13 protein-coding genes are annotated in these 17,436 nt (G+C 36.5%); all 13 read left to right on the top strand.

The window, feature by feature from the left end; translation table 11 throughout:
- The first annotated feature begins 92 nt into the window (after positions 1–92).
- Complete coding sequence (gene arcD / locus KBP50_RS14200) at positions 93–1,460, top strand: arginine-ornithine antiporter (protein ID WP_373314126.1); 1,368 nt, start codon at positions 93–95, stop codon at positions 1,458–1,460.
- A gap of 31 nt (positions 1,461–1,491) precedes the next feature.
- A complete protein-coding gene (gene arcC / locus KBP50_RS14195; protein ID WP_050351953.1) occupies positions 1,492–2,436 on the top strand; it encodes a carbamate kinase in 945 nt (314 codons plus the stop codon).
- Positions 2,437–2,520: 84 nt separating this feature from the next.
- Positions 2,521–2,997, top strand: coding sequence for an arginine repressor (locus KBP50_RS14190; protein WP_050351954.1), 477 nt, complete (start codon positions 2,521–2,523; stop codon positions 2,995–2,997).
- A 1,468-nt stretch (positions 2,998–4,465) separates the two neighbouring features.
- Positions 4,466–4,933 (top strand): PTS sugar transporter subunit IIA, encoded by a 468-nt coding sequence (locus KBP50_RS14185; protein ID WP_050351955.1) that lies wholly within the window; start codon positions 4,466–4,468, stop codon positions 4,931–4,933.
- Positions 4,934–4,946: 13 nt separating this feature from the next.
- Positions 4,947–5,231 carry a PTS sugar transporter subunit IIB gene (locus KBP50_RS14180; RefSeq protein WP_050351956.1) on the top strand — a complete coding sequence of 95 codons (285 nt, stop codon included), beginning with the start codon at positions 4,947–4,949 and terminating at the stop codon, positions 5,229–5,231.
- 254 nt (positions 5,232–5,485) lie between these two features.
- The gene (locus KBP50_RS14175; RefSeq protein ID WP_050351957.1) at positions 5,486–6,745 is read left to right on the top strand and encodes a galactitol-specific PTS transporter subunit IIC; all 1,260 of its coding nucleotides are present in this window, start codon (positions 5,486–5,488) and stop codon (positions 6,743–6,745) included.
- A 165-nt stretch (positions 6,746–6,910) separates the two neighbouring features.
- Complete coding sequence (locus tag KBP50_RS14170) at positions 6,911–7,942, top strand: zinc-binding dehydrogenase (protein WP_050351958.1); 1,032 nt, start codon at positions 6,911–6,913, stop codon at positions 7,940–7,942.
- A 23-nt stretch (positions 7,943–7,965) separates the two neighbouring features.
- Positions 7,966–8,625 (top strand): deoxyribose-phosphate aldolase, encoded by a 660-nt coding sequence (gene deoC, locus KBP50_RS14165; RefSeq protein WP_050351959.1) that lies wholly within the window; start codon positions 7,966–7,968, stop codon positions 8,623–8,625.
- A gap of 350 nt (positions 8,626–8,975) precedes the next feature.
- Positions 8,976–9,137 carry a hypothetical protein gene (locus KBP50_RS14160; protein ID WP_169770798.1) on the top strand — a complete coding sequence of 54 codons (162 nt, stop codon included), beginning with the start codon at positions 8,976–8,978 and terminating at the stop codon, positions 9,135–9,137.
- Between the two features lie 35 nt (positions 9,138–9,172).
- Entirely contained in the window at positions 9,173–10,279 is a 1,107-nt protein-coding gene (locus KBP50_RS14155; protein WP_050351960.1) for a galactitol-1-phosphate 5-dehydrogenase, read from the top strand.
- 1,619 nt (positions 10,280–11,898) lie between these two features.
- Positions 11,899–13,536, top strand: a complete 1,638-nt coding sequence (gene metG, locus KBP50_RS14150) for a methionine--tRNA ligase (RefSeq protein WP_050351961.1) — start codon at positions 11,899–11,901, stop codon at positions 13,534–13,536.
- A gap of 258 nt (positions 13,537–13,794) precedes the next feature.
- Positions 13,795–15,711: a BglG family transcription antiterminator gene (locus KBP50_RS14145; protein ID WP_050351962.1), complete on the top strand. Its 1,917-nt coding sequence runs from the start codon at positions 13,795–13,797 to the stop codon at positions 15,709–15,711.
- A 419-nt stretch (positions 15,712–16,130) separates the two neighbouring features.
- A complete protein-coding gene (locus tag KBP50_RS14140; RefSeq protein WP_050351963.1) occupies positions 16,131–17,432 on the top strand; it encodes a 6-phospho-beta-glucosidase in 1,302 nt (433 codons plus the stop codon).
- Positions 17,433–17,436 lie beyond the last annotated feature (4 nt).

The raw sequence follows: 17,436 nt of genomic DNA, 5'->3' as shown, positions 1-17,436 counted from the left end.
CCCTGCTTTATCAAAAAGGAGGTGTATGAAAATTGGGTGAAGAAGAAAAAAAGCTGGGGTTAGTCGCACTGATCGCCCTTGTTGTTGGTTCCATGGTTGGCGGAGGAGCGTTTAACTTAGCAGGCGATATTGCACTTGGATCCAATGCCGGAGCTGCCATTATCGGTTGGATAATTACAGGAATTGGGATTATTGCGCTTGCCTTTGTCTTTCAAAATTTAACGAGAAGAAAACCTGAGTTGGACAGCGGTATATATAGCTATGCCAAGGCTGGATTTGGAACATTTTTAGGATTTAATAGTGCGTGGGGCTATTGGTTATCCGCGTTTTTAGGAAATGTTGCCTATGCTACATTAGTATTTTCATCGATTGGCTACTTCATCCCCATTTTTGAAGGGGGACAAAATGTCGCTAGTATTATTGGGGCATCTGTCGTCTTATGGTTGGTTCATTATCTTGTGTTGCGTGGAGTCAATTCTGCTGCACTTATTAACACAGTGGCAACGATTGCAAAAGTCATTCCGATTTTCCTGTTTATTATTGTAGCGATCATTGCGTTCAAATGGGATACCTTTACATTTGATTTTTGGGGAGGAGAAGGTTTTACTTGGGCATCTGTTGGTGAACAAGTTAGAAGTATGATGCTAGTCACTTTATGGGTATTCATTGGTATTGAAGGTGCAGTGGTTATGTCGGGAAGAGCTAAAAATCGTTCCGATGTCGGGAAAGCTACAATTATAGGCTTAGTTAGTGTACTTCTAATTTACATTTTAATCTCTCTATTATCTCTAGGAATAATGTCAAGAGAAGAATTGGCTGATCTGCCGAATCCTGCGATGGCTTATGTATTGGAAGCAATTGTCGGGAAATGGGGAGCGATCGTTATTAACTTTGGTCTGATCATCTCGGTTTTAGGAGCATGGCTTGGCTGGACGATGTTTGCTGCAGAGCTACCTTATGTCACTGCCAAAGACAAGGTGTTTCCGAAGTGGTTAGCGAAAGAAAATAAGAATCATGCTCCAGTGAACTCCTTATGGTTAACGAATGGGCTCATTCAGTTATTTCTAATTACGTTATTATTTTCAGAGGCCGCATATAACTTTATGTTTTCTTTAGCATCCTCAGCTATTTTAATTCCGTATCTGCTCTCTGCGCTATATCAAGTGAAACTGACAATGACAGGAGAAGCGTACCAATCAGGAGAGAAGCGTACGAAGGAAAAAGTAATTGGTTTTATTGCGAGCATTTATGCAATATGGCTTGTATATGCAGCCGGTATTGATTATTTGCTCTTAACCATGTTGTTATATGCGCCGGGGATCATCCTTTATAAATGGGCATTAAAAGAAAACGATATTCAAAAAAAGGATACCACAATAGAAAAAGCGCTAATGGTGTTGTTTGTTGTCTTAGCAGTAACTGCGATAGGCGGGTTAATTACTGGAAGGATAACAATTTAACAGGAAATGATAAAAAGAGGACGTGAAAAATATGGGAAATGAACGAATTGTAATTGCTCTAGGGGGGAATGCGATCCAGTCTGGTAGTGCAACAGCTGAAGCACAACAGGAGGCATTAAACCATACGGCAAAACAATTGATTGAAATTATTAAACAAGGGTATCAAGTCGCTATTACGCACGGAAATGGTCCCCAAGTTGGTAATATTTTATTACAGCAAATTCAATCGCATAGTGAACAAACCCCTGCTATGCCTTTAGATACATGTGGAGCTATGAGTCAAGGAATGATTGGCTATTGGTTGGAAAACGCGATCAATGATCAACTGCATGAAGAAGGCTTAGATAAGCAAGTTGCATCAGTTATAACTAGGGTAGAAGTTAATCCAGATGATAAAGCGTTTAGTAATCCATCAAAACCAATCGGTCCTTTCTATTCAGAAAAGGAAGCAAAAGAACAGATGGAGAAAAACGACGTTACATTCAAGGAAGATGCTGGAAGAGGTTGGAGAAGAGTTGTCCCATCACCGAAGCCAGTAAAAATTCTGGAACACGAAGTTATTAAATCATTAGTAGATAATGGAATGGTTGTAGTCAGTACTGGAGGTGGCGGAATTCCAGTCTACCGAAAGGATAACAAAATTTTGGGCGTAGAAGCTGTGATTGACAAAGATTTTGCCTCTGAAAAACTGGCAGAGCTTATTCAAGCAGACAAGCTTGTTATTTTAACTGAGGTAGAACATGTATATGTTAATTATCAAGCGGCTAATCAAAAAGCACTGGAACAGGTGACTACAGAAGAACTAAGAAATTACGCAGAAGAAGGTCAATTTTCTGCTGGAAGTATGCTGCCAAAAGTAGAGGCTGCAATTGCATTTGTAGAATCAAAACCTGGTAGCAAATGTATTATTACTTCCTTGGATAAAGCTGTGGAGGCTGTTAACGAAAATGCAGGAACAGTGATTAAAAACCATTAAATATAAGGAGTCTTGCATTTAATAAGGAGGGTTCATGTTTTCAAAAATGGATTCCTCTTTTATTTGGACCGGGAGGAATTCTTTATGAGTAAACAGGACCGCCAAGAAAAAATTCGTGAACTCCTACGGATAAATGAAGTCCGCACCCAAAAAGATTTATGGAAATTATTAAAGGATTGCGGGTATAACGTTACCCAAACAACTATTTCTCGAGATATCCAAGAGATGCAAATAAGAAAAGAATATTCGCCAGATGGAGTAGAAAGGTACAGGTTATCCAATCATATAAAGGAGGAAAATTCCGACTTCCCGATCAAACAGCTACAACAGTTTTACTCTGATGCTATTCAATCCATTGAAGCAACGGGAGTCTTTGTCATTATCAAGACAGAACCTGGGAATGCAAAAGCAATCGGCTATTTGATGGAATCTTTGAATTGGACACCAGTAGTAGGTGTCATTAGTGGCGATGACAACTGTTTATTACTGTGTCGAACTAAATCGGAAGCAGATAAAGTAAAAAAGAAATGTATGACCATCTGGAATAAAGACACAACTTAAACGCATACTCGAAAGTTCCGATGAATGCTAAGGTTTTTATAGAGCCCGTAATTTTTTAATAGCAGGCTCGACCTTATATTGCCCACGCAATAAAGAATCGAAATTTTTTGTAAGATAAGAAACCACCGTGGCTCGCCTAGAGCGCGAGCCACCATCTATCATGAAAAAACTTTTGCTTTATAATGTTTAGATTCTTAAAATACTGTCTAAAATAAATGAGTTAGATAAGTTAAATAGAGTTGTTTTTTCATACAAAAGTATAAAATGAGGTGCCTGGGGGATAACGAAATAACCGAATAGCGACGTCCGGCGCATGAGCCCGGCAACGATGCGTCTTTAGAAATGCGCCCTCCGATAAGTCATCATCGGTTCGTCACAAAGAGGAAGGCCGACTAAAAACGGTCTTGCCGCTCAGGCGCCGGCATACCCCTGCTTTTAGTGGCATGATTCCTTTATCTTTAGTTGATTCGTTCCATTCGCTTTCGCTGCTAAACGGGCGCTTGTTCCTTTTTCAACAGCCAATTATTTCACATCATGAGGATTAAACCCATTAGCAATATTCTTTCGACTATAGTAGCTAAAACTCTTACATCAATGAATCATTTACTAAAACCTCACCCCGCCCTTCCTTCCACCATTCTTAAAAAATCATAAAGTATAATAACAATCAAAACAATAAATAATTATATACTTTGTTTACAAACAATAAAAACTTGTATATAATAAAAAATAATAATGGGAGTAAATATTTTGTAGGTCTGTCACAATGCAATAATTATAGTATGTAATATGTAAATTAGGTTCATTTTTTGATATGAACTTAAGAGACTAATAGGGGATGATATTATGTAAAGTTACTAGCTCCAGGAGTCAAATTAAAACGCTTTTGATGAGTAAGCTTTTAGTTGGGAGTACATATCTTAATCGTTCGCAAATATTTAGTTTATGTTGATTTAAGAGATATGCCTTCCGCATTTAACCGATGTGTCGTGATGAAGTGAAATGCTTAAACTAGGACATTTTTTATAGTTTCCGTCCTAATTTGTGCAACAAACTATAGATAGCTACCATAATCACTTGATTGATTTGATCACAAATGAGTAAATCCATTTAGTTGATGCAATTCATTCAAATGGTAGCGCTGAGTTTATTTTAATATTAAAAAGATAGAACCGAGTTATGTTCATTTGTTTATATCTGGAGGAATGAATTCTTAGATCGTAAATGCGTCCTAATGTATCTCTCTCCATGTATCATATAAAGATGCTGGCAAAGAGGGGGGATGAGTAGTATACGAATGGAATATAAAATTCTTTAGTATTATCAATCCGCACCATAACACATTGCACTATTGAATGTAGTAGGTTAGGTTCTAATAAAAAAGAAACCGAATACTAACGCCGAATCTGTTGACGAAATGATTCGATTCTAAGAATTAATCTTGTCCTTTATGAAATGAGGTGAAGGAATGAGTGATTGCTTTTTAGATGAATCCGTTATTTTGACGGATATTGAAGCCAAGACAAAAGAACAAGCATTAGAAATAGTTGCCCAAAATCTAGTCGATCTAAACCTGGTTAAAAAAAGTTTTATTCCTGCAATTATTCAAAGAGAAGCAGAATATCCAACGGGTCTCCCCACAAATGGCGTGTCAGTAGCTATACCACATACAGATGATAAACATGTCAAAACGGAAACAATAAGTCTTGCTATTTTAAAGCGCCCAGTTGATTTCTTTATTATGGGGGATGGGAATAACACAACGCCAGTTCAATTAATTTTTATGTTAGCAATGAATGAGCCTAATTCTCAACTATCTTTATTACAAAAATTAATGCAAATCTTTCAAGATGAAAAAACTCTAACATATATCGTAAGTCAAAAAAATAAAACCGATATAAAAAATCTGTTAAAAAAGAAGCTAGGTATTACTTAAAAGAGGTGATTGTATGGCAAAAAAGACGGTGCTAGTAGCATGTGGAGCGGGGATTGCAACTTCTACAGTGGTAAATGGTGCAATTGAGGAAATAGCTAGAAAAAATAATATAGATGTCAACCTGATTCAAATTAAAATTGCAGAAGTTGAATCGTACTTAGATACAGCAGATCTGTTGGTAACAACTGCAATGACGAAAAAAGAGTATCCGTTTCCAGTAATTAATGCACGCTCATTTTTAACTGGTATTGGTACAGAAGAGACGAAAAAACAAATAGTAGACGAACTTAAAAAATAATACTACGAATGGATTCCTCGGTCTTCGATAGAGCCGAGAAATCCTTTATATAAGGTGCCGTAATACTCCCACTTCAAGACCTGAGTTGATACACAAAAGGGTCTAAGTGATAGAAAACGGCACTTAAATGCCCGATTCGTTCAAGGGCCTTTAGGTCATACCATTACGGTACCAACATGCAGTAGGAGATGGAAGAAAACTCCTACTGATGAAGTTTCACTTTATATCTTACCTGAGTTAGGGAGGTTAAATAATTGCAATCATTTGTTGACTTTATTCAAAGCTTTCTAGGGTTAGGTGCAACAGTAATTTTACCTGTAGCCATTTTTATATTAGGAGTATTTTTCGGTCAGAAGGTGGGTAAAGCATTTCGTTCGGCTGTAACAATTGGTGTAGCATTTGTAGGAATATTTTTAGTTATTGATTTGTTGACGCTTAATCTTGGGCCGGCTGCACAAGGAATGGTGAATCGATTAAACGTAGAATTGAATGTAATTGATGTAGGTTGGCCAGCTACTTCTTCCATAGCATGGGCATCAGTTGTAGCAGCATTTATTATTCCCCTAGGACTGATTGTCAATGTCATCATGTTATTAACGAAAACAACGAAAGTAATGAATGTGGATGTTTGGAATTTTTGGCATTATACATTTGCGGCCGCCGTAGTGTATACAATATCTGGAAGCATTATCCAAGGTCTAATTGCGGCTGTCATATTTCAAATTGTTTGTTTAAAGATTGCTGACTGGACAACACCAATGGTGAGAGACTTTTATGAGATGCCGGGAGTATCGGTTGCTACTGGTAGTACTATTTCATATGCGCCATTTATCTTTTTAGTAAAATGGATCCAAAAAATTCCTGGATTAAAGAATTTACATGCAGATCCAGATTCTATTCAAAAGCGTTTTGGGGTTTTTGGAGATTCCATGGTTGTCGGTTTATTTCTTGGTATAATAATCGGTTTACTTGCTGGTTATCGTGTTGGGGAAGTTATTGAAGTCGGTATGTCTATGGCTGCAGTTATGATTTTGATGCCACGAATGGTAAAAATTTTAATGGAGGGTCTAATGCCTGTTTCAGAATCAGCTCGTACGTGGTTAAATAATCGATTTGGAGAAAGTGATATTACGATTGGTTTGGATGCAGCTGTATTATTGGGGCATCCATCTGTAATTGCTACAGCTCTTATTTTAACACCTGTTACTGTATTAATTGCTGTAATGTTGCCTGGCAACCATGTACTTCCATTCGGTGACTTGGCAACTATTCCATTTATCGTTGCTTTTATTGTCGGTGCTGCTAGAGGTAATATTATTCACTCTATTATTGTAGGAACAGTTATGATTGCGCTATCCCTTTATATGGCTACAGATATCGCACCGGTATTTACCGATATGGCGATGAGTGCAGAAATTAAGCTCCCAGAAGGATCTGCAAAGGTTTCTAGTATTGACCAAGGAGGCAATCTATTAAATTGGTTGATTTGGAGATTTTTCGAGTTATTTCATTAAAGTTAGGCCTGAAAAATACATCTAAAAGTAAGGAATCCCGATACCGTTAGGCGTAATGGTATGGATAGATTACATGGATTGTTAAAAACCTTCATAAGGTGTTTGAGAAATCTAGAAAACAGGGGTAACGGAAGATATTTAAAGCGGACAGAGGAGGATTAACCAATGAAATCCCTAGTTAAAACAGAATTAGGATTCGGCAATCTCGAAATTCAGGATAAGAAGGAGCCAATTCCCGGAAAAGATCAAGTGAAAATTAAAATTAAATATGCTGGTATTTGTGGATCTGATATCCATACGTATGAAGGACATTATAAAGTTCAAGTACCAGTTACTTTAGGTCATGAATTTTCCGGTGAAGTTGTAGAAGTTGGTGACAATGTAACTGAATTTAAAGTGGGTGACCGAGTAACTTCTGAAACTACTTTTTATATCTGTGGTGAATGTAAATATTGTGGATCAGGGGATTATAATCTTTGTGATCACCGAAAAGGCTTAGGAACTCATCAAGATGGTGGATTTGCTAAATATTTAATTGCTAGAAAAGAAAGTGTCCACGTTCTTCCAGAGAACGTAGACTATAAATCAGCTGCCATGACTGAACCACTAGCATGTACTTATCATGCTGTCTCAAAAACAAAAATCAATGAGGGGGATGTTGTTGTTGTCATCGGGCCTGGTCCAATTGGTTTACTGACAGCACAAGTAGCAAAGAGCTTTGGAGCCAAGGTAATTATTACTGGACTAACAAATGATAAAATTCGTCTGGATAAAGCAAAAGAACTTGGGGTTGATATCGCGATAGATTCACAAAAAAGCGATGTTCAAAAAGTTGTTAATAAAATAACAAGTGGATATGGAGCAGATGTGGTGTTTGAATGTTCAGGAACAGTGCCTGCTGCCAAACAAGGTTTAGATGTATTACGAAAAAAAGGTAATTATGTGCAAGTAGGAATATTCTCTCAACCAGCCGTACCGTTTGACTTAGAAAAAGTCATTCAACATGAGATACATGTAGTGGGGAGCAGAAGTCAACATTCAGCTGATTGGGAGCCGGCGTTAGCATTGATGAATGAAGGAAAAGTAAATGCGAAAGCTCTAGTAACTCATGAATTTGATATTACACAATGGGATGAAGCATACCAGGTAATAAAGGGTGGAGAAGCTATTAAAGTATTGTTAGTTCCGGCAGAATAATAGAGTCAAAAGGATGTGTTTAAATGAATAAGCAGGATTTGATTTCTCTAATTGATTATACATTATTAAACCCAGTCGCAACGAGAAAATGTATTAAAATATTTTGCGAGGAAGCTATTGAATATGGTTTTAAAACTGTTTTTGTTAATCCTTACTATGTTTCATATGCGCATCGTCTTTTATCCCCACACCATATTAAGGTTGGAATCCCAATCGGGTTTTCATTAGGAGGAGCAGTAACTCATGTCAAAGTAGAAGAAGCAAAACAAGGGATTAAAAATGGTGCTGAAGAAATGGATATGCTCATTAATATTGGAGCCCTCAAATCGGGCGAATTTGATGTTGTGAAAAACGATATTGAAGAAGTGGTTAAAGTTGCTAACGGATTGACGACGAAAGTAATTATTGAAACAGGGTTGCTAACAGAGAAAGAAAAAATCATAGCAACGGAATTAATCATGGAAGCCGGGGCAGACTTTGTGAAAACGTCTACGGGATTTAATGGTGGTGGTGCAACCATTGAAGATGTGCAGTTACTTCGCTTAATTGCAAAAGACAAAATAGGTGTCAAAGCTGCTGGAGGAGTGAAAACGTATCAAGATGCTGTTCAAATGGTAAAAGCTGGTGCAAACCGTATTGGCTCTAGCAGTGCAATCATAATGATTAATCATGATGCTTATTAATGGGCGGTTCCCGCATGGAAGATTCCGTAATTCTCCCCCTTTAGGAGTTAAAGGAATACCGCAGTCTAAATTGGAGAAAAAGGTACCTAAATGCCCGTTTGGTTCCACTAACTAGCGTTCCAAGAAATGAAGTTTCATTTTATCCCGGATGTAAGGATCCGTATTTTTCTCCTTTCCAACATGTGCTAATGATGTTGCAAACATGATGAGAAAAACGGCTCCTAAATCCCCGATTCGTTTAACTAACATTCAAGGAGAAAAGCACTCCTTGAATGAAGTTTCATTTTATTAGACAAATCAATATTGTTTATAGGTTAAATTTTAGCTGCTATCGATAAGGGAGGACAATCATGATAGATATTTTTTTAGATGTTATGTTAGGGCCTTTTAGAGTAATTAGCCAATTTTATTTTAAAAATCAATTATTTTTTAACACGATTTTGATCAGTCTTGCAGCATATAACCTATTCTTTAATAGAAGCAGAAATATACAAAGTGACTCAAAAAGCTAAATAACAGCCAATAGCCAAAGAAGGGGACGGTCATCGTGAGAGCTTTGAATTTATATGGAGAAAAAGATATTCGTTTTGAAGAAAACACTCCTAAGCCAACTATTAAGAATAGAGAGGATGTTATTATTAAGGTGAAATCAGTAGGGATTTGTGGATCTGATCTATCTAGATTCATCAAATTAGGTCCCTATATAAAAGGAATGACATTTGGTCATGAGTTTGCGGGAGAAGTTGTAGAAGTTGGTGAAGATGTCAAACAAGTAAAAGTAGGAGATCGAGTTGCGGGTTGTCCTGCGTTTGTGTGTAAGAAATGTGATAGTTGTCTTAGGGGAGAACCTGCACGTTGTGAAAAGTTAGTTGTTATTGGTGCATTTCATCCGGGAGCCTATGCTGAATATACGAAACTACCAGAAAGTCATGTTTTGAAATTGCCAGATAATGTAGACTATGATACAGCAGCAATGGTAGAGCCATCTGCGGTTGTTGCACACGGATTTTACCAAACTAGCATTCAGGCTGGGGCTGAAATAGCTATTATGGGGGTTGGCAGTATTGGATTATTAGCTGTACAATGGGCGAAGATTTTTGGGGCAAAAAAAATATATGCGATTGATATAGACCAGAAGAAATTAGCTATTGCCAAAAAGCTTGGCGCTGATGTGATTATTAATTCCAGAGAAAAACCTGCATATAAACAAATAATGGAACATACGCATGGGAGAGGAGTAGATTTAGCCGTAGAGTCTGCAGGATCACCTATTACTTCTGAACAGGTTCTTGCATTACCATGTAAAGGTGGAGAAGTAGTATTTATGGGGATACCGTATGCAAATATCCATATAGAACGTTTTTATTTTGAAAAAATTGTTCGCAATGAATTGACTATTTATGGTTCATGGAATGCGGTATCTTCCCCGTTTCCAGGTAAAGAATGGAGTACAACCATCCATTATATGAGTAAGGGTCTAATAAGATCGGATGCAATGATATCACATACCTTTTCATTATCAGAGGGACCAGATGTATTTCGAAAAATAGTAAATAATCAAATCGATTCCGTTAAAGTGTTATTTCATCCCGAAATAATCGAAAAAACAGGAGGACTAACAGAAGGTTCGCATGGCAATAGATTTTGCACATAAGATAGAAGTTTTATTACTAGATAAGCCCACTATTTATCCGGTATATAAAGTGCTGTAAGACTCCTCCGACTTATTATTGAATCAAGTTTATATGACCTTAATGAATCTGTTCAACTAATTGTAACCTATCCAGGATAATCTGTACTGACACAAGTCTAGAGATCACAACACCTAAATATCCTATTTTGTAAGAGGACTTTAGGTCATACTATTATGGTAGAATTAAAAAGCTTATTTTTACTGTTGTGCTTCCTTATTTATAAACTGTCAAAACCTTATTAACTTATCCACGTTTTCTAATGGATTCTTGCTCCATTCGCTTAAAAGTTATTTTTATTTCATTTGCTTTACGATTAATATTCGGCACTAATTAGAGTAAGTTCGTCTGTGATTTTATATTTAACAGGATGCTCTCAAGTAATTTTTGTAAACCTCAAATACCCGTAAATCAAATGGTTATAAAGAGGAAATTTCTATTTTAAATTTGATCTCCACTAAGACTATAGCTGACTTATTGACTTACATCTACCCCTATGTAATAATAAAGTCATTCATTTTGCAGAAAAGCGATGATGGGGAGAGTAGGTCAATGCTATTCTTTTACAGAAAGCTTTGGTAGCTGAAAAGAAGCAAGGAATGATTGATTGAATATGGTCTCTGAGCTGCGTATCTGAACTTTTAGAGTAAGGGTATGACGAGATTTGGCACTCGTTACAAATGTCATGGTATAAGAACATGCCGTTTTATCCCGAATAGAAGGTCCGTAAGACTCTCACTTCAATAGTTGATTGTGCAAAAAAGGTAAGTGAGAGATAACAGCGCCTAAATTTCCGATTTATTTAGAGACCTTTAGGTCATGCCATTACGGTACTAACAAGCCGTGGGGTGTAAAGGCACGGCTACTGATTGGGGATCACTTTATTGTTCCGTACCAATGGAGACTAATCATGTGAATGATTAGTGAATAAAGGTGGTAACACGGGGATAACCTCGTCCTTTGACAATTTATATTGTCTTAGGATGGGGTTTTTTAATTTTTCCAAATCTTACATGGGCTATATGACATCGACTTCAAGAGTTGAAAATCCGTAAAATTCTAGAAAAGCAGAGTGGACGAACAAATATGGACAAAAAATGCTTGTAGTAAGACGGTTTATTAACCAAGAATGTGCTTCAAAAAGTATTACAATAAAAGACGAAATACTGAGGCAACAAAGTAAAACAGAAGGGAAAGTGGCTTTTCAAGTGCACTGAGGTATTTAACAAACATCACCATAATATCTATGGATACCCAAGAACATACGACTTGTTTTAAATCATGCAACCTAGAGAACAATAACCCTGTTAAATATTTATCTCGCATATAAGGTGCTGTAAGAGCCTCTTAAGGAGTTGGATAATCTGTACTGCAACAAGTCTAAGTGGGAGATAACAGCACCCCTATTTCGAGAGGACTTTAGGTCATACCATTACGGTACTAACAATCAGTAGGCGATGAATGAAAAATCATTGATTGAAGATTCACTTTATTAAACGGGACAAATATAGCGTAGAACTGAAAGGCATAAATTTTCCATGCATACCCTTATGTCAGTCTTATTTTTGAAGGAGGAAAAAGGATGAATGTACTAATTGGTGGAGCTTGGCCTTATGCAAATGGGTCATTGCATTTGGGTCACATATCGAGTCTATTATCAGGTGATATTTTAGCTCGTTATTACAGGGCAAAAGGTGACAATGTGCTTTATGTTTCGGGGAGTGATTGTAATGGTACGCCAATTACAATTCGAGCAAAACAAGAAGGCGTTACCTCTAAAGAAATAGCCGACAAATATCACAAAGAGTTTAAAGAATGTTTTGAGCAACTAGGCTTCACATACGATTATTATACTCGCACAGATGCAGCGCATCATCATAAAGCGGTTCAGGAAATATTTTTCACTTTATTAGATAATGATAAACTTTATCAGAAAGAGGTTGAACAGGCTTATTGCAATAGTTGTGCCCAGTTCTTGCCTGATCGGTTTGTGGAAGGAATTTGCCCAAATTGTGGAAAAGGAGCACGAGGGGACCAATGTGACCATTGTTCAAAAGTTCTTGAGCCATTAGATTTGGTTGATAAAAAATGTAAACTATGTGGTAGTTCACCTACGACAAAAAGTACGGAGCATTTTTACTTCAAATTAAGCTCTTTTCAGGAACAACTTGAAAATTACGTTGAAAAGGCAAAAGAAAAAGGATGCTGGCGCGACAACGCAATTAAAATAGCGGAAAGATATTTAAAAGAAGGCTTGCCTGATCGAGCGATTTCAAGAGATTTACCAGTAGGTGTAACTGTACCAGTTGAAGGTTATGAGAGGAAAAAGATATATGTTTGGTTTGAAGCTGTTGCTGGATACTATACGGCGAGCAAAAAGTGGGCCGACGACAATCAGAAGGATGCTAGTCCCTTTTGGGAGGGGAATACTAAATCATATTATGTTCATGGAAAAGACAATATCCCGTTTCATGCAATCATTTGGCCAGGGATTTTATTAGGGGTTAACCAACTAGCGCTTCCAACTCATATAGTTTCAAATGAGTATGTAACGGTTGAAAAAAAGAAACTATCCACAAGTAAAAACTGGGCCGTTTGGGTTCCTGATATGCTGAAGAAATATGCTCCAGACTCGATACGGTATTTCTTAACGATCAATGCCCCCGAACACAGAGATGCTGATTTTTCCTGGCGTGAGTTTGTTTATAGTCATAATAGTGAGTTGCTTGGTGCTTACGGGAATTTTGTAAATCGAAGCCTAAAGTTTATCGAAAAATTCTTTGATGGAGAAGTACCACCAGGGCATGTTAATCAAGCAATCAAGCAAAATATAGAAAACGTATACCACCAAGCAGCCTCTCTGATTGAACAAACACATTTTAAAGAAGCGTTAGAATTAATTTTTGGATCTATAAGAAGCGCCAATAAATATTTTGATCAACAGCAGCCGTGGATTCAAGTAAAAGCGTCCTTTAACGAATGCCAAGATACGTTAAGAAGCTGTGTATATATGATTGTGAATTTGGCTCAGTTATTGCATCCATTCCTTCCATTTTCAAGCGAGAAATTACAACAAGCCTTTGGAATAACAGAAATGCAGTGGAAACCGATTGATATTCCCACATCTGCTGTGGAAATTACAGCACCGTTATTTGAAAGAATCGATGTCTCTGTTATTGATCAAGAATTGGAACGGCTAAGAAAGCAATCCTCGTTATAAGAGGGTTGCTTAAAATGGATTGGATGTGTTTCATAATTTGAAAAAAGCCCCAGCTTTTTTCAAGCTACAGGTGAACAAATAACAAAGCCATTCATAAGGATTAATTTTGGGCGAATTATTCTTAATAACTTCTATATGCACTCATTTTTTTGTATACACGTTAAAAATTCATTGTGAATATATATACAAACTCCTTCATATCTGCACATGTTATAATGAACATGAAAGTTTTATATCATATATGATTGAGGTGGGCTTATGAATTCTCGACAGTATGCCATAATAAAGTTACTTGATAGTGCAGAAGATGAATTCTTCACAAGTGCTCAACTTGCTACTGAGATCAATGTGAGTCCAAAGACGGTAAGAACGGACATAAAGGAATTGAATTCACTGTTACAGGATTACAGTATTTATATTGAGCCCGTTCGTGGTAGGGGATACGTTTTAAAGGTGAAAAACAGAGAAAATTTTAATCAATTATTCCAAGATTATGCAAATAAAGCTTATTCCATGATTCCGGTTGAATCAGGGGAAAGAGTTAACTACATAATAGAAAAGTTATTACTATGTACCGAATATATAAAAATGGAAGATTTACTTGCAGAATTATTTATCAGTAGATCTACTTTACAAAGTGATTTGAAAATTGTTCGCGAAATATTGCAGCATTATGGTTTATCGATTGAACACAAACCCAATTATGGAATGAAAGTGTATGGAGAAGAAACATTCATTCGCTTTTGTATTTCGGAATACATTTTTAATCAACAGCCATTGCTCACAAGGAAACAATGGGTGAATATTTTGATGCCGCAAGAGCTGAATTTAATTAGAAATTCTATTCTTAAAAACATAAGGAAAAATAACATCACGATTTCTGACGTTAGTTTAGAAAATTTAATCATTCATCTTGCTATCGCTTATAGGCGGATACTAGAAAATAAAACAGTAGAATTTGTGAAAAAAGATTTTCACATACTAAGAGGTGAAAAAGAATATGACGTGGCAAAAACCATAATAACGGAAATTGAACACAGTTTAGAAGTCGTTTTCCCAAAAACAGAAATAGCTTATCTAACTATTCACTTAAAAGGGACGAAGTTGACTTCTACTTTAGATAATACATTAGACCTTCAGACTGTTGTGGATAAGGAAATTTACCAGCTTGCAAATGAGGTTATACAGCTAGTTGATAAAGAGTATGATTTAAATTTAACGGAAGACAAAGAGTTTTTGAGAAACCTATGCCTGCACTTAAAACCTGCTATTAGCCGATGTCACTACCAGATGAATATTCGTAATCCAATGTTAGAGGAAATTAAAATGAACTATCCTCTTTCATTTGAAGCAGCACTGTTTGGAGCAAATATAATAAATGAGCGATTTGCTATTCAATTCAACGAATGTGAAGTGGGGTATATTGCTCTTCATATCGAAGCAGCTTTAGAGAAAGCAAAGCGCTCTGACCGCGAAAGGAAACGATGCTTAATCGTTTGCGCTACAGGCTTAGGGAGCTCACAGTTACTTTTACATAAGCTAACGAATATATTTGGTAAGAAGCTTCATATTATTGGAACAACCGAATATTACAACTTAACACAACATAAGCTGGAAAATTTGGATTTTATAATGAGTACGATTCCGATTAAAAATAAGTTGCCAGTACCAGTTATACATATAAGCGCTATTCTTGGTACGATAGATGTTTCAAAAATTGAACAAATGCTAGAGTATAAGAATACAGACATAAACGAATATATTTTTCCAGAGTATACATTTTTACAATGTGACTTTCAGACACCAGAATCAGCTATTTGTTTTTTAACAAGTCATTTAATAGAAAAAGGGAAAGCGGATACAAGTTACACACAATCTGTATTAGAAAGAGAGCATTATGCACCTACAAGCTTTGGTAATTTAGTTGCAGTACCTCATCCGCTGCAACCAGGAACAAACGCTACCTTTCTATCCATACTCACGTTACAAAAGCCGATAAATTGGGGGGACAAGCTAGTTCAGCTGGTAATATTACTAAACGTTAATAAAGATAAGAAGGAAGACTTACAGCCTATGTTTCAATCTCTTGTTCAATTTATTGATAATAAACAAAAAGTCTTTCAAATACTAGAATGTAAGACATATTCGGAAATCAAAGAGAAGTTAGAGAAATGAGATCCGATAAATGGGAGCAAAAGATTCGATAGCTATTCTTTTGCTCCTTTTGCGTTTGATAAGTTTTAGTATAGTATGTTTCTTAATTCTTTCACCTAGAACTGGAAAGCGGAACAAATAAATTAAGGTAAGAAACAACAGCTGCTTAACTGTCTGACTAGCATTCAATCGTTTCGGTTAGTAGGAAGGCGCTAGAAAAAAGTTCTACTAACTGAAGTTTCGCTTAAACTAGTTGGGAGCGTTAGAAGTATAGAATCTATCGATCTCAACTAACTAGTTAATGAAAGAAAATATTACGAAGCATGAGTTTTAGTTTTTACCGTTGCTAACGGTAAAAACTAATCTCGAAATGTATGCGTTTTCAAAATAGAATAAAAGTTGAAAGAAGATTTGAAACTAATGTGAGAAAGGATGATGGTATGAATGGAATAAAAATAACGGTGATTGGAGGGGGTTCTTCCTATACACCAGAACTACTTGAAGGAATTATTTTCAATCAGGAACTCTTACGCGTAGCAGAAGTTTGGTTAGTAGATGTAGAAGCAGGACAGCAGAAGTTGTCCATTATAGAAGGATTAGCCAAACGTATGATTCAAAAAGCTGAATGTTCGATTAGAATTGTTGCCACTTTAGATAAGCGAGAAGCAATAAAAGGCGCAGATTACATTATTACCCAAATTAGAGTAGGGCAACTTAAAATGCGTCGTTATGATGAATATATCTCTATTAAGCATGGAGTAATCGGTCAGGAAACAACTGGAGCGGGAGGGTTTATGAAAGCATTACGTACAATACCAGTTATCCTTGATATTTGCAACGATATTGAACAACTTGCTCCAAATGCCTGGTTGCTGAATTTTACGAATCCTGCAGGTGTGGTTACAGAAGCAGTCCTAAAACATTGCAATGTAAAAGTTATTGGCTTATGTAATAATCCAATTAATTATTATAAAAAATTTGCTGCCACCTATAACGTCTCTATGAACGATGTTAGTATCAATTTCGTAGGTATTAATCATTTGATTTGGATAACAGACCTATTTATTAAGGGTGAATCAAGAATTAATGACGTTTTCACTGGTTGGTCGGATAGTTATGAGGCAAAGAATATTCCTGCATTCGGATGGGATTTGGAGTTTTTGAAATCTTTGGGTGCTATTCCTTGTGGCTATCATAAATATTACTATCAGTCTGATCGAATTTTACAAGAACAATTGGAGCAGTTGGAGCGAAATGAAACCCGTGCTGATCAAGTGCAAAAAATGGAGCAAGAGCTATTTGAAATTTATCAAAATCCAGATTTAAACGAGAAACCAAAAGCTTTAGAACAAAGGGGAGGAGCATACTACTCAGAGGCGGCTGTCAATTTAATTAAGTCTATCCAATTGAATACAAAAGACATGCATACATTGAATATTCGTAATAATGGAACGATTGCCTGCTTGCCTAATGACACTTGTATAGAAGTAAATTGTGTTGTGGAACGGCATCAGGTTACCCCTCTACAAGTTGGGGAGGTATCACCACAGGTTAGAGGGCTTTTACAAAATGTTAAAGCATACGAAGAACTTACTGTAGAGGCGGCTGTGAAAGGAGACAAAGGTATTGCTCATCAAGCATTAACATTACATCCACTTATTCCATCTGCTGAACGGGCAAAAGCTATCTTAGAAGAAATGTTTATCGTGAACAAGAGGTTTCTACCACAATTCGATCTTTAAGGGG

The sequence above is a fragment of the Virgibacillus pantothenticus genome (genome assembly GCF_018075365.1).
Classification (GTDB): Bacteria; Bacillota; Bacilli; order Bacillales; family Amphibacillaceae; genus Virgibacillus; species Virgibacillus pantothenticus.
Note: the sequence above shows the minus strand (reverse complement) of the source record. Positions and strands in the feature narration are given on the sequence as shown.